Annotated in this window: 9 protein-coding genes; 4 read left to right on the top strand and 5 right to left on the bottom strand. The window is 44.3% G+C overall.

Going from position 1 to position 14534, the window contains the following annotated elements; genetic code table 11:
• Positions 1-141: 141 nt before the first annotated feature.
• Positions 142-948 carry a substrate-binding domain-containing protein gene (locus BCV39_RS11295; protein ID WP_017059611.1) on the bottom strand — a complete coding sequence of 269 codons (807 nt, stop codon included), beginning with the start codon at positions 946-948 and terminating at the stop codon, positions 142-144.
• A gap of 303 nt (positions 949-1251) precedes the next feature.
• Here BCV39_RS11295 and BCV39_RS11290 point away from each other — a divergent pair, with 303 nt between their 5' ends.
• The 3 genes from BCV39_RS11290 (at position 1252) to BCV39_RS11280 (ending at position 6625) form a co-directional block, all read left to right on the top strand.
• Positions 1252-2715 carry a sigma-54 dependent transcriptional regulator gene (locus BCV39_RS11290; RefSeq protein WP_048665023.1) on the top strand — a complete coding sequence of 488 codons (1464 nt, stop codon included), beginning with the start codon at positions 1252-1254 and terminating at the stop codon, positions 2713-2715.
• The gene (locus BCV39_RS11285) at positions 2705-4732 is read left to right on the top strand and encodes a cache domain-containing protein (protein ID WP_102431943.1); all 2028 of its coding nucleotides are present in this window, start codon (positions 2705-2707) and stop codon (positions 4730-4732) included. The genes BCV39_RS11290 and BCV39_RS11285 overlap by 11 nt, the downstream gene beginning before the upstream one ends.
• A gap of 273 nt (positions 4733-5005) precedes the next feature.
• A complete protein-coding gene (locus tag BCV39_RS11280) occupies positions 5006-6625 on the top strand; it encodes a methyl-accepting chemotaxis protein (protein WP_102431942.1) in 1620 nt (539 codons plus the stop codon).
• 136 nt (positions 6626-6761) lie between these two features.
• Here BCV39_RS11280 and BCV39_RS11275 read toward each other — a convergent pair whose 3' ends face one another.
• Together BCV39_RS11275 and BCV39_RS11270 are read right to left on the bottom strand one after the other, a co-directional pair.
• A complete protein-coding gene (locus tag BCV39_RS11275; RefSeq protein WP_009846738.1) occupies positions 6762-7649 on the bottom strand; it encodes a mechanosensitive ion channel domain-containing protein in 888 nt (295 codons plus the stop codon).
• Between the two features lies 1 nt (position 7650).
• Complete coding sequence (locus BCV39_RS11270) at positions 7651-9996, bottom strand: AAA family ATPase (protein ID WP_102431941.1); 2346 nt, start codon at positions 9994-9996, stop codon at positions 7651-7653.
• 452 nt (positions 9997-10448) lie between these two features.
• Here BCV39_RS11270 and BCV39_RS11260 point away from each other — a divergent pair, with 452 nt between their 5' ends.
• Positions 10449-12032: an ABC-F family ATPase gene (locus tag BCV39_RS11260; RefSeq protein WP_050650342.1), complete on the top strand. Its 1584-nt coding sequence runs from the start codon at positions 10449-10451 to the stop codon at positions 12030-12032.
• A gap of 133 nt (positions 12033-12165) precedes the next feature.
• Here the strand turns inward: BCV39_RS11260 and BCV39_RS11255 are convergent, their stop codons facing one another.
• Positions 12166-14055 (bottom strand): methyl-accepting chemotaxis protein, encoded by a 1890-nt coding sequence (locus BCV39_RS11255; RefSeq protein ID WP_102431940.1) that lies wholly within the window; start codon positions 14053-14055, stop codon positions 12166-12168.
• A 361-nt stretch (positions 14056-14416) separates the two neighbouring features.
• Complete coding sequence (cydX, locus tag BCV39_RS11250) at positions 14417-14524, bottom strand: cytochrome bd-I oxidase subunit CydX (protein WP_102431939.1); 108 nt, start codon at positions 14522-14524, stop codon at positions 14417-14419.
• Between the last annotated feature and the right edge of the window lie 10 nt (positions 14525-14534).

Here is a 14534-nt window from a genome sequence, read left to right as displayed (position 1 = left end):
GTTAATCATAGCTGACACAATATATTTGAGCCTGTATTGGCCAGCTATTGTTTTTAAGCGTGCTCATTAACTGAATTTAGTTAAGTGTAGTGTTTGTTGGTTTTGACGACATCTTCAACGCTACGCTTTACTTATTACAAACTATTCTGCGCTTGCAACAAACAGTTGTTTGCCGTGCAGTTTAAAGTCGTTAATCAGTTTCTGACCTTTAGGGTTAACCAACCAATCACTGAATACTTTCGCTGCTTGGTAGTTAATGCTTGGGTAGCGCTCAGGGTTAACGAGAATCACTTGGTAAGGGTTGAAGAGGTTCTTATCACCTTGGAAAAGGATTTTAAGATCCAGTTTGTTTTGGTAAGCCAACCACGTACCACGGTCTGTCATGGTGTAGCCTTGCATTTCAGACGCCATGTTCAGAGTTGGGCCCATACCTTGACCAACACTGCGGTAGCCACCAAAGTTTGGTTCGATTTTAGTTTGCGCCCAAATACCCATCTCTTTCTTATGAGTACCAGAGTCGTCGCCACGAGACACAAACGTCACGTTATTAGTCGCGATCGCTTTGAACACATCTGCCACTGCTTTTTGAGATTCAATTTTTGCAGGGTCGCTTTGTGGGCCAACGATGACAAAGTCGTTATACATCAGCTTACGAGGTAAAACGCCGTAACCTTTTTCTACGAAATTCGCTTCAGCCTTTGGTGCGTGAGTCATCACCAAATCCACGTCACCATTTTCACCCATGCGAAGTGATTTACCTGTACCCGCAGCCAGAACATCTACTTTGATGCCAGAATCTTTTTCGAACTCAGGCAGTAGGTAGTCCAGTAGGCCAGAGTGATAAGTGCTTGTGGTTGTCGCCAACTTGATATGAGTGGTGTCTTCCGCACTGCTAGCCGTGTAACTGACGATAGATAGAGCTGCAATAGTTAAGGGAATTGCTTTCATTATTATTATGTCCATTCTGTTATAAATGAATGACATGCCTTCAGATTTAAAGGGCTCAAAGAAGGGCATGTGCATAAGACGCTAATTGTTGTAATTAGAAATCTACACCTTACAAGCAATCTTAATGCCAATAAATCATGCATCAGATCTCATTAAATTGCTGTTATTTCGGACAAAACTACGCCATTTACCCCGTTGAAATGAATCAAAACATGAGCTAGGACAAAATGTCGCACATTGTCCCTGTTGGACAAAAGGTTAATTGGTACACTCTGTCCCAACTTTCCTCACCGGCTAATCATTATGTCTTTACCTAGTTCATCTGCATCCAATCTCAACCCGAACACATTGACTCAGTATCAGGCGTTTTCCGTTTTGGTCGTCGATGATGAGTTGGGTATGCAGGCTATCTTAAAGAAAGCACTAGGTAAGTTCTTTGGCAAGGTGTCGAGTGCAGGGTCGGTTGAAGAGGCTGAAACGCTGCGTTCGAGTGAACATTTTGATCTGATTGTCCTTGATATCAACTTACCAGGTCGCTCTGGTATTGAGTGGGAAGAGGCGTTTAACGACAACGACAAACGCGCCGATGTGATTTTCATGACAGGTTATGCCGATCTAGAGATGACCATATCTGCACTTAAGCTTGGTGCTTCAGATTTTATTCTTAAGCCCTTCAACCTAGAACAGATGATACAAGCCGTTCTGCGTTGTATGGACAAGCGGCTTGACCAAAGAATGCAGTACGCGTTGAAGCGTGATGTTAGCCGTCATATCAAGACCGAATTGATCGGCAATTCAGACAAAACCAAACAGCTTAAACTGCTTATCAGTCAATTTGCACCATCTCGAGCTTCCGTTTTGATAGAAGGCGAGTCGGGTACAGGTAAAGAGTTGGTGGCGCGTGGTGTACATGAAGCCAGTAAACGTACTGGACCATTTGTGCCAATTAACTGTGGCGCGATTGCTCCAGAGCTTCTAGAAAGTGAACTGTTTGGACACACCTCTGGCGCATTTACCGGTGCGAAGAAAAACCGTGAAGGCCTTTTCCGAGTCGCAAGTGGTGGCACCTTGTTCCTTGATGAAATCGGTGAAATGCCGCTGCCAATGCAAGCAGCGCTACTACGTGTGTTAGAACAAAGAACCATTCGTCCTGTTGGTAGTGAGAAAGAGATCTCTGTGGATGTACGCGTTGTAGCGGCGACCAACCGAAACCTTCAGGAAGAGGTCGATAAAGGGCACTTCCGTCGCGATCTATTCTACCGACTTAATGTACTTAAGATTGATGTTGTGCCGTTGAGAGAGCGTCCATCAGATTTAATTGAGCTTGTTCCATATTTTACTCGTCTTTTATCAAGCGAGCTTGGGATGCCTGTTCCAAATTGGGCACATGAAGATATATTGGCGATGAACGAATACGAATGGCCAGGGAATATTCGTGAGCTTAAAAACTTAGTTGAACGATGCATTCTTTTAGACAAGCCACCAGCACACTACTGGCGAGAGATTAATGGCGATCCTGTACCGGCTAATATTTCAGTGACTGTGTCACATGGAGCGGAAATGCCAAACTTGAATAATGCAGATGTTGCCGAGGGTTATCCAAACACTTGGACACTTAAAGAAGTGGAAAAATCTCATATAGAACAGCTTGTTAGTTTCCATGATGGTAATAAGTCGGCTGCTGCGAGAGATCTTGGCGTGGCACGTAAAACGCTAGAGCGTAAATACAAAGATTGGAACACAGAAGGCTCTGAATATGCCGATTAGACGTCATTGGTGGTCAAAGTGGACGTTCCGATTCAAAACCATGGTGCGTTACCGCTTATTGTTCCTAACATCTGCTCCGATCATTCTGACTTTATGTGCACTTGTCGCTATCACATTGTATTGGTCTGTTCATTACACGTGGCAGGGCGCTTTGATTGATGTCGATGAGCGTTTAGATGTTGCCGACAACAGTATCCACCTAATTCAAAATCAGCAAGCATACAACGTTCGAGCGTTTGCCGAGTCTTATAACTTTCAAACCAAACTGGCGAGCGATCTTTCACACGAAGAGCTAACGAGATGGGTGTCTGAAAACAAATCTCGTTATGAACTCGACTTTCTACGCTGGCGCAGTGTCGAGAGTATGGCTAAGAAACTCGAATATCTAAATTTAACTCACAAGTCTTCGTTTTTCAGCGTGTTAAGCCGTAACGAACTCAACTACCTCGATAGTGACCTCGCTAAAAAAGCGGAAGTTCCGATGCTCAATGGGCAAGAAGTTGAGACTCGCGGACTGGTAAGCCGAACCGTTGTATCCATAAAAGATGAACGTGATCATGTGATTGGTTTTCTGGATGGCGGGATCTTACTTAATAACAGTACTCAACTAGTCGACCAAATTAGTAATCTTATCTACCCAAAAAGAGAAGGCTTTAATCGTCATATAGGTACGGTCACGGTCTTTCTCGATGACCTTCGCGTCAGTACCAATGTACCTTTAAGCAGTGAAGAACAAGCTGGGCGCGCAATTGGTACTCGTGTTTCTAATGAGGTTCACTCAAAAGTTTTAAATGAAGGTAAAGAGTGGCTAGATCGAGCGTATGTTTACGATGCTTGGTACATCACGGCTTATCAACCAATCCATGACCAGTTCGATAACGTGATTGGTATGCTTTACACCGGTTATTTGATTTGGCCGCTGATAGAAACGTACCTGACCAACCTTGGTGAAATTAGCATTACCATTGTGTTGCTGTTATTGGTATCAGGTTTGATCGTTCACCGTGGTGCGCGTGATCTTTTCAATCCAATAGAACGCATCCACAAGGTCGTCAAGCTGGTCCAGATGGGGCAAGACAAGCGCATTGGCACGTTAGGTTTGGATGATCAACACGAACTTACACTGCTCGCTAAACAGTTCGACAAGATGCTAGATTTGCTCCACGAACGTAATCAAGAGATTCAACAAGCTGCGTCTGAACTTGAATGTAAGGTTCACTCTCGTACCGCGAGTTTAAAAGAGAAAACTGAAGAGCTCGAATTGCACATCAAACTACTTAATCAAGCCAGAGATAAGCTGGTGGTCAATGAGAAATTAGCCGCATTAGGTGAATTAACGGCAGGCATTGCTCATGAGATCAATAACCCAACTGCAGTGATTCTTGGCAATGTAGAATTGATGAAGTTTGAACTAGGCGATGACGTGAGCCGTGTAGACGAAGAAGTCCACGCCATCATGGAGCAGATAGACCGAATTCGAAACATAACGCGAAGCCTGCTTCAATACAGCCGTCACGGCGGCGTGCAAGATGAAATAACGTGGCAACATATCAATCCAATTGTCGATGAAAGTATTACGCTCGTAAAAACAGGGGCGAAAAAGAAAGGCATTGTGTATGTCTCGAAATTGAATGCTAGAACCTCAGTCGAAGTCAACCGCAACCAATTGCTACAGATTCTGGTTAACCTACAAATGAATGCGATTCATGCGATGGAAGGACAAGGTACGTTAACCATCTCGAGTGAAGACTGGGTTGAAAGCGGCGTGTCTCATGGGGCGATTGTTCATGTGGAAGATGAAGGTTGCGGTATCAAGGAAGAGCAGCTGAAACGCATTTTCTCGCCTTTCTACACGACCAAGCGAGATGGTACAGGCTTAGGCTTATCCGTTTCTCAAAGTATCTTGAGCCAAACGGGCGGTGAGATACGTGTTGAATCCGAAGTAGGTAAAGGAAGTCGATTTAGTATCTACCTTCAACAAAAAGCCACGCCTCAATTGCTAGTATCAAATCTATAAGCTCTAACAGCCAATTCACCGATATTATCACCCGATAATATTTCTAACGCGCTTGGGCTATTACACGAACGTTTTAGCCCAAGCACGAAGATTCCGCACTACTAATCTATCGCCAGCCAAATCTCAACCTCCGCCTGTTTGACGTACACCTCTTTTTAGTTATGTAACACGGTGTATATCTTTCGATCTTGATGCATATCATCTGAACTGTACGAATTTTTGATAACTTGGTCGAAAATCCATAATCAAAACAAATAATAAAGTCAGTCAGCTATGAAATTAAGTAACCTATCTATCAAATTAAAGCTCGTCTCCATCGTCATTTTATCGGTCGTTCTACTGGTAATGGCATCCACCTTTAATTTAATGCAACAGCGTGCTAGTTCGATGGAAGAGCGGCAAGATAAACTCAGCGCTCAAGTTGAAACCGCGGTAAGTTTGGCAAACTACTATTACAGCCAACGCAGTGTGCTGGGTGAAGAGGTCGCAAAGGATCGTGCGCTACAAGCCATCAAAACGCTTCGTTATGACAACACTAATTACTTCTGGATTCTAAACCAGCAGCTCAACATCATTAGTCATCCGTTAAAACCAGAGCTTGATGGCACTAATGCCGGAAACCTTAGAGATGGAGCAGGTAAGCATCACTGGCGCGAGATGGTCACCATTTCTCGCACTCCTGAAGAGAAAGGCTTTCTTGATTACCAATGGATGAGCCCGCAAGGTGAACTCAAAGACAAGATCTCATACGTTCAGTTGTTTCCAGAATGGAACTGGGTGATTGGCTCTGGAATCTTAGTCGCGGATATCCAAGAGGCGTTCTATGCGTTAGCTATTAAGGAAGGGATGGTAGCGGTTGTTTTATCTGGCTTACTGTTCGCTATGGGTTACGCGATTTCCAACAACATCCTTGTGCCACTGAATAAGCTTATCGATAACACCCATAAGATTGCTGATGGGGATCTTCGTGTACGCATGAACATGACACGCAAAGATGAGCTTGGTGATATGAGCCACCAGATAGATACCATGCTCGATAAACTACAAAGCACGCTTCGTACTGCCAATGAGTCAGCGGACTTATCGAGCACCATGGCAAGTCACATCGCGCAAGCCAGTGAAGAGGCCGCAACCAGCGTTAACGCTCAACATGCGCAGTTAGAATTACTGTCTACTGCGATGACTGAAATGAGTGCGACCATCTCAGATGTTGCAGTGAATGCAGAGAACACGGCCGCTAGCACTAATAAGGTGGTCGATCATGCAAACCAGAACGATCAAAACATGCAGGTCACTTCTAAAACCATTTCTCAGGTTTCGGATAACATTTCAACCGCGAACAACTTAGTTAGAGATCTGCAATCAGGCGTTACTGAAATCAGCCAAGTTGTCGGTGTGATTCGTGATGTATCAGAACAAACGAACTTGTTAGCGCTTAATGCGGCAATAGAAGCAGCTCGAGCGGGAGAGCAAGGCAGAGGATTTGCAGTTGTGGCAGATGAAGTCCGTAACCTAGCGAGCCGCACTCAGAATTCAACCAATGAAGTGCAATCCACAATTGAGAAACTGACTCAGCAAGCAGAGCGCACCTTTAAAGCAATGCAAAGCAGTAACGAGAAGGTTGACCACAGCGTTGTCGCGTCTAACGAAACACGCCAACAACTGGATGTAATTGTGAATGAACTGCACAACGCTAACGACATGGTGGCTCAGATTGCCGCAGCGTCGGAACAACAAAGCACAGTCGCAACGGAAATGAGTGAAAGTGTTACTGGTATTCATTTAGCCGCGAATGAGGTTCTACAGGCATCGCAATCGCTCGCAGAAGACAGTCAGAAAATGGCCAATACCACAGAGCATCTAACAGAACAGTTGAAGTACTTTAAGGTATAAACCCCAAAGCACTTAGCGTTAACACAGATAACACCACATAAAAAAACACCTCCGTACTCGAGATAAGTTCGGAGGTGTTTTCGTTTGTCGCTGACTAGGAGATTAATTTACTCTCCTAGCGTTAGACCAAGTTCGATCAATGCGCTGCCACTGAAATCTTCGGTGGGTTGATGTTGTGCTTCTTAAACTCTTTCATCACACGCAGGGTAATGTCGGTTTCAAACAACTTCTCATACGCGGTGTCCACCACATAAGCCTTACACGTCAATTGTATCGCAAGGTAGTTATCGGTAATCGTCTGTTTAACCAAAACCGTGACAGGCTTCGGTAAGTGGATGTAACGACTCGAAGACGCCGCTTCTTGAATTAAGTCACGGGCTAGGGTGATGTCTTCATTCATGCCGACGTAGAACGGAATCACCACCTGCATGTCCAACGCACCGTAGTTACCACTGGTCGTCACTTCATTTAAGAACTTGTTATTCGGAATGGTAATGATGTCGTCATTCAATGTTCTCATTCGTACCGAACGCAAACCGATAGTAATGATGTCGCCGTAGTTACCCTCAAACGTGACGCGGTCACCAACCTGAAAGGGTCTATCAATCATCACTGTGATACCGGCGATGAATGAAGCAGCCAAGTCTTTAAGCGCAAAGCCTACCGACACGGCGAGGGTGCCACCAATCAAGGCCAGTATTTGGTCGTTGATTCTAAAGCTCATCATAAACACGATAAGACCGGTGCTCACATAGATGAAGAACTGAGTAAACGACTGCAGTTTTTGTAGTAGCATTCGATATTGCACGAACTGACTACCAAAGCTGGTCACTAACGAGTTGATGAACTTAAGCAGCAACCACATCGCAGCGATAACGATCATGGAGAAGAACACGCCGCTCCATCGCACAAGGCTCGCTATTTTAGAAATGTTTTCTACGTTAGCTAACTCTTCCGTCGCAAAGGTAGGGAAACTGACAGCACTTGCCAAGCCAACAAATAGTAGGATAAATAACTTCTTCATTTTACTTCACCAGTAGATGTTGACGGTCGAGAACGTTCGTAATATGGCGGAACCAGTGCTCAGAAATTCGAGCCTTTTCTTCATGCCAACCAATATAACCACGGCTTTCAAAGTAACGCAGAATCCCCGTTATCTCTGCCGTGCTCAGCTGTGTACATTCAGACAACACTTCCGGAGAAGCGATTTCCAGTTGAACGATAGAACGAAGTACAGCCAGCATAGGTTTCGGCATATTTTCCAGCTCCTGGGCTTCAGGAACATGGAACAGACGCACCACTGCTTGATCTGTCTCTTTATTTCGGTTCAAAGAGAGTCGGAAGAAACGCAGCGCAACGGTAGGGTTGCCATCAGAATAGTGCCACAAAATTCGATAGAAACCTTGGCGTGCACGTTCTTCTTCACTCATATCATCTTGGTCCCATTGCTTAGGGACTACTAAACCATCAAAAGACAACGGCTTCTCAAGCTCCGTATTGATACGGCTATTTAGAAGTTCACCCACTTGTTTCTCTGTCCAACGCGGAAGGAAACACACCAAGTCAAACAGCAAACGTTCGCCACGCGCTCTATCCACAAATCGCCAGCTTGATTTGGCGATCGATATAACGACACGGTGGTTCTTTTTAGAACGACGCAGAAGGTTGGTCAAACGAATTAAATCAGACAGGCCACCGACCATTGGTTTTACCAGTCGTTGCGCGTTATCAATCGCGATAAGGTAAGTGGTATTGCTCTTACGAAGATGCGCTAATATTTGAATTTCAGTCGCTTCTTCGTCCAAGCCAATGCTCACGGATAAATGCGCTAAAAGCTCGTGGTAACCCGCATAAGGGCAACTCACGTATACAGGCTCAGCGTTAGAGACTTTGTGCAGTAAGGTATATAGCAGCGTTGTCGCGCCGACACCACGTTCGCCAGACACAATACAGATAGCCGGGCTGTCTGACATTAAGTAGCGTGATAACTGCTTAATTTCATCTCCCGCGTAATCTATCAACGTACTGTCGATATTACCCGGAAGAATGTATTCATAGGTTTGATCGCCTTTGATTCGAACCAAGTTTTGCTGATTCTTATCAAGGTCAGACTGTTTAGCAACTTCAATTCTAAATAGATAAGCTAAGGCCTGGCTAAACAAAGTGTAATTGGATAGCAGGGCCATAATTCGATGTTGAAAGTTGTAAACACTCAACCACACGATGCCAATGGCCGTCGCCAATATATTAAGTAAGAAGGTATCCTTGCGGTTTACTGCCCAATTCACCCAAACCGGACGATCAGAGATGTGTTGCAACGTATCGAAGACCTTCGCTCTCCATAGTCTGAGAACTGAGATCGTGACCAGCACAAACCAAAAAAACAGAGCGCTGTAAATCCAGCTGTAAATCGTACCTTTTCCTAGCGTAATACTTGATATCTGGAGAATCACACCCGCAACGATGAAGCTCCACACGTAACGACGAATAGTCGATAGGCGTAGTGCTATCACTTCTTGATTTGATGTACGACCTAAACGGTAGGCAAATTCCAAAATAAAGCTGATGGCAATCGAACCACCTAGAATCCACCAAGTGAAGATCTCCAGGAAAATCAAATGTTGAAGACTAGGGATACTAGAAAGCACTCTCAATGACAATGTGATGGCAATTAGCCAAGCAATCGCACGATCAGCGCGGCTGATATACCAAATCACGCGAACCAGAAAAGGAGGGTTCGTTTTCGCTTCAAGAAAGTTAATTCGAAACTGTTCAATCAAGCGGGTGCTGTTGGCAAGCCACCACACTAAACCGAAGTAGATGAATAACACTTTTAGTGAGGCACCAATCACTGGCACTGGCGAAATAAAGATGTCTTTAACAAGCGCTTTAAAGCTACGAATTTGGAAATAAACAAGATACTCAATATTGAGTTTGGTCAATTCCCACTCTTGCTTAAACTGGGTCACACCATAGGGACCAAAACCGGTTAAACGCTCTTTGTTTGCAGAGTTGGTCTGCTCTAAAAGATGCTGTTTACTTACGTTCAAGCTATTCAGCGTGACGTAACTGGTTTGAACGGCAAACCATTGATCGGCGTCGCTGTTATCTCTGTAAGCTTTTATCTGTTGCTCGAAGGTTTTGATTTCCTGCTTTTGAACTCGCAGAACTTCGGCAAGCAGAATATTGACTTGGCGTCTGTCCGACGGCTCCATAAAGAGAGGATCGGGTAACGAATCAATTCGATCATCGAGGTCAACAGCAGAATCGGATACCTGCGGCTGAGATTGTAAGTCATATTCCAAGTTGGCATGACTAGGCCATGAGAGAATGGCCAACGTGAGGATTAAGAAGCGCGATAGTGAACGCATAAAAGTCTCTTAGAATTATGAGGTTAGGATTACTATAGTTAGATAATCTGACTTTGTGAAATCCAACCCCGTATCGGGGGCGAGTACTTTATTCCTGTTTCGATCGATTTTGTCATGAAATTGTCAGGGATTAGGCTAGTCTTGGCTATGTCTGTTGCTGCTTTGATCAGGGTGGCTTTGACTGTGACCAATCAGCATACGATATATTCAATGGTTGGCATGATTTGGGACGTTATATACCACCCATTATGGGGCGCTGTTCGATATTTTGTTTTTCCTGAAAATCGACGGCTTTTCGGAGATAAATAGAAAATCAAAAATGTGAGTCAGCTCAAACTATGATTTGGCTAGGTTATCACTCACTTAATGGCCAGTAATTGCAATCAATACTTGCAGTTAAAGCCCTGAACAAGTAACGTTGCGACGTTTTTCACATTAAGAAGGTAATGGCATTGATCTCCACAGCAAATATCACCCAACAATTCGGCGCTAAGCCACTTTTCGAAAATATTTCAGTTAAGTTCGGCGAAGGCAACCGCTACGGTTTAATCGGCGCGAATGGCTGTGGTAAATCGACGTTCATGAAGATCCTATCTGGTGAACTTGAGCCAAGTGCTGGTAACGTAAGCTACGATCCTAACGAGCGCGTTGCTAAGCTAAACCAAGACCAATTTGCTTACGAAGAATTCACGGTAATCGACACGGTTATCATGGGTCACAAAGAGCTTTGGGCTATTAAGCAAGAGCGTGACCGCATTTACTCTTTGCCAGAAATGAGCGAAGAAGACGGCATGAAAGTAGCCGACCTTGAAGTTCAGTTCGCTGAAATGGACGGCTACATGGCAGAAGCGAAAGCGGGTGAGCTTCTTCTTGCAGTAGGTATTGAAGAATCAATGCACTTCGGTCTGATGAGCGAAGTAGCACCGGGTTGGAAGCTTCGTGTTCTATTGTCTCAAGTACTGTTTGCAGACCCGCATATCATGCTTCTTGACGAACCAACGAACAACCTGGATATGGACACCATCAAGTGGCTGGAAGATACGCTAAACCAACGTAACTGCACAATGATCATCATTTCGCACGACCGTCACTTCCTAAACTCTGTTTGTACACACATGGCTGACCTTGATTACGGCGAACTTCGTCTATTCCCAGGTAACTATGATGAGTACATGACGGCAGCGACTCAAGCTCGTGAGCGTCTATTGTCTGACAACGCTAAGAAGAAAGCACAAATTGCTGAACTTCAAACGTTCGTATCTCGTTTCTCTGCTAACGCATCGAAAGCGAAGCAAGCAACGTCTCGTGCTAAGCAGATCGATAAAATCCAACTAGACGAAGTTAAAGCGTCTAGCCGTCAAAACCCATTCATCCGTTTCGAACAGTCTAAAGAGCTATTCCGTAACGCACTTGTGGTTGAAAACCTATCTCAAGGTTTTGAAGAAGACCTATACAACAAGTTCGACGGTATCTTCGAAGTAGGTGAGCGTGTTGCTATCATCGGTGAAAACGGTGTAGGTAAAACAACACTACTTAACACACTAGCTGGCGCACTAGAGCCACGCACTGGTGAGTACAAGTGGTCTGAAAACTCAAACATCGGTTACTACGCTCAAGATCACGCACATGACTTCGAACAAGACATGAACCTGTTTGATTGGATGAGCCAATGGCGCCAAGAAGGCGAAGACGAGCAAGTTGTTCGTGGCTTCCTAGGTCGTATGCTATTTGGTCAAGACGACATTAAGAAATCTGTAAAGGTTATCTCTGGTGGTGAGCAAGGTCGTATGCTTCTTGGTAAGATCATGATGCATAAACCAAACATCCTTCTAATGGATGAGCCAACGAACCACATGGATATGGAATCTATCGAAGCGCTTAACCTGGCTCTTGAGAACTACAAAGGCACATTGTTCTTCGTATCTCACGACCGTGTATTCGTAGACTCGCTTGCAACTCGTATCCTTGAAATCAAAGATGGCAAGATCAACGATTTCCGCGGCACTTACGCTGAGTTCTTGAAAGCACGCGGCTAATACCGTGTAGTGAGAGCTGATACGTAATAACACGTTAGTACGTATTCAAAATTAGAAAGGCCTCTATCTTAGCAATCAGATAGAGGCCTTTTGTTTTTCCATACCACACGAATCAACTAGCTTGCGCTAATCACTAATACTTAAACTGCGCGACAATCTTCTCTAGCTTCACACTCACACTCGAGACTTGTTCACTGCAACGTACCGACCCAGAAACCACAGTATAGGTGTCACTAGCAAGGTGAGCGATATCAGTAATGTTTCGGTCAATCTCAACAGAAACCATCGATTGCTCTTCAGACGCTGTTGAGATCTGGCTGTTTAAGTCGAACATCTCGCCAACTTGGAAGTGTATTCCTTCTATCGCATTCACCACGTCTTTGGTTTGGTTTTTCACCAACTCAGTTTGTTCTAAGCTTGCCGTCATCTTAGCGACGGTCTTGTCTATCCCAGTGGTTAAACCATGAATCGTGGATTCTATTTGATGAGTTGAATCGTTGGTCATTAGTGAAAGCTCTCGTACTTCGGATGATACCACAGCGAAACCTCGTCCATGATCGCCAGCACGCGCCGCTTCAATCGCAGCATTAAGTGCCAATAGATTAGTTTGCTCAGCAATACCTTGAATGGTCGTCACCACCTGATTGATTTCACGGCTCTGTTCTTCAAGCTGAACGATGAGATCCTGAGACTCTGCAATGTTTTCTACTAAGACATTAATACTGTCGTTGGTTGATTGTGTCTTTTGTAGCGCTTGATGGGCATTTTCTTTGATCTTCTCGGCATTGGTTGCGGCATTTTCGATATTCGCCGTCACCTCATTACTCGTCATCACTAACTCGTTGACTGCCGTCGCTACCGATTCAGATTGCTGCTTTTGTTTCTCTGCATTGCTCATACTTTTAACTGCCGCTTCTTCAGAACTGCATGAACTGTCTGTCAGCACCGTCATCACGCCGGATAGCTCTTTGATGTTGCCGTGCAGTTTATTGATGAAGGTATCGAACGAGTGAGCAAGTTGAGCCAGTTCGTCGTTACCTTTGGCGTTCATTCTGACAGTTAAGTCTCCATCTCCATTTGCAATAGACTCCATCATCACGTTTATCGCTTTGATACGACCCAGGATGTTGCGACCGATGAACCCCAATAATAGAGAAAGCAGAGCGACGATAGCGGCACCAAACAGATGTAACATGTTTTGTGTGTTTTTAACTGCAGCTGTAATCGCTTGGCTTATCTCATTCTGCACTTCTTCAATGGCTTGTTCCGTTTGATGAACATTGCTACGTAAGGCGCCTCTAAGCCCCAACTCTGCAGACAAACCTAGATTGCTGTTAGCAACTAACAGAGTTTCAACCGCGGCCTTATATTCGGAATAGGCTTGTTCAGTCGCAATCGAAGTTTGGGAGTAGGGTTCAAACTCAACAAGAGCATTGGTTAACGCTGCATTCGTTTGGCTATTAATATGTGCGAGGTAATGGAAGTCTTTTTCGATCAACTCTAACAACGCAAGTTCCAGTGCCAAACTTGATTCTGATTCGATTGTTGATTTCAGCGCTGTTCTTTTTCCATCGAGGGTTGCGACAAAGCCTAAAGGTGGGGTTGTGCGTTCAATGTCGTTCACTTGATTGACGATCTGATGGAACTGTTTCTGGTACTGATGAAGGGTATCGGAGATTTTGGTCATTTGATCGGTAAGGTGAAGCTCGTGCGAGGTTAGAGTTTGGTTCAACGTCACCAATCTTTGATTCAATGTGTCGGCAGTTTTATCGAAACGCTCTGCGTATTTTTGATCGTGTCGAGACAAGAAGTCTTTCTCATGTCGCCTAAGCGTTAATAAATCGACTGAGCTTCTAAGGTTTTCGGTCGCAGCGAGCTCCAGTGATTCCAATTTGTTTAGGCTGAGCTGCTCGTAGATGGCATAGATAAAAACAGAAATAAACAGGGTGAGGTTGATTAAAATAAACTTACTGCGAATAGAAAGAGACAGCAAACGATGCTGAGGTTCCGATGGATTGTTCATGGTTAACTCCCTTTAAGCCAGTGACGTTGATATTCATATTTATTTTGTAATTAACAGATATATTAAAATGATGAATATGTAACTAATAGCCTATAGGGTTGTTAAAGCAAGGTCCGTTGATGGAGAAAGCTACTTAATCGATGATATGCACCAACTTAACTATTATTAACTTAGCCATTTGAGACGCCGACTTTGCTAGCGAAGACGGGGGTAAGCACGTGAGATTAGATGCGAAAAGAAAAAGTCCTCATTAACACTCATGTCAGCAATCTTTGAGATCACAGGCATCGCATTAAGTAAGGACTTTCAGTTATTTTAATTAGTTAGCTTACTATTTAGTTAACAGTTGCTACGCTCCGTTTTATCCGTTTTGATCATCGAGAAAATCGGTGTGCTCCAGCCATAGAGCATTAATGATTCCAAACGCGCAGGCTAGCAACACGCCAAGTACCCAACATAAATACCACATAGGTTATCCT

Origin of the sequence: Vibrio sp. 10N.286.55.E10, from assembly GCF_002872555.1 — a bacterium.
Taxonomy (GTDB): domain Bacteria; phylum Pseudomonadota; class Gammaproteobacteria; order Enterobacterales; family Vibrionaceae; genus Vibrio; species Vibrio crassostreae.
This window is presented reverse-complemented; position numbering and strand designations above follow the sequence as displayed.

What these genes read in the sequence shown, in the direction of transcription:
- BCV39_RS11295 (WP_017059611.1), bottom strand. Translation starts at nt 948, where the DNA reads ATGAAAGCAATTCCCTTAACTATTGCAGCTCTATCTATCGTCAGTTAC.
- BCV39_RS11290 (WP_048665023.1), top strand. Translation starts at nt 1,252, where the DNA reads ATGTCTTTACCTAGTTCATCTGCATCCAATCTCAACCCGAACACATTG.
- BCV39_RS11285 (WP_102431943.1), top strand. Translation starts at nt 2,705, where the DNA reads ATGCCGATTAGACGTCATTGGTGGTCAAAGTGGACGTTCCGATTCAAA.
- BCV39_RS11280 (WP_102431942.1), top strand. Translation starts at nt 5,006, where the DNA reads ATGAAATTAAGTAACCTATCTATCAAATTAAAGCTCGTCTCCATCGTC.
- BCV39_RS11275 (WP_009846738.1), bottom strand. Translation starts at nt 7,649, where the DNA reads ATGAAGAAGTTATTTATCCTACTATTTGTTGGCTTGGCAAGTGCTGTC.
- BCV39_RS11270 (WP_102431941.1), bottom strand. Translation starts at nt 9,996, where the DNA reads ATGCGTTCACTATCGCGCTTCTTAATCCTCACGTTGGCCATTCTCTCA.
- BCV39_RS11255 (WP_102431940.1), bottom strand. Translation starts at nt 14,055, where the DNA reads ATGAACAATCCATCGGAACCTCAGCATCGTTTGCTGTCTCTTTCTATT.
- cydX (WP_102431939.1), bottom strand. Translation starts at nt 14,524, where the DNA reads ATGTGGTATTTATGTTGGGTACTTGGCGTGTTGCTAGCCTGCGCGTTT.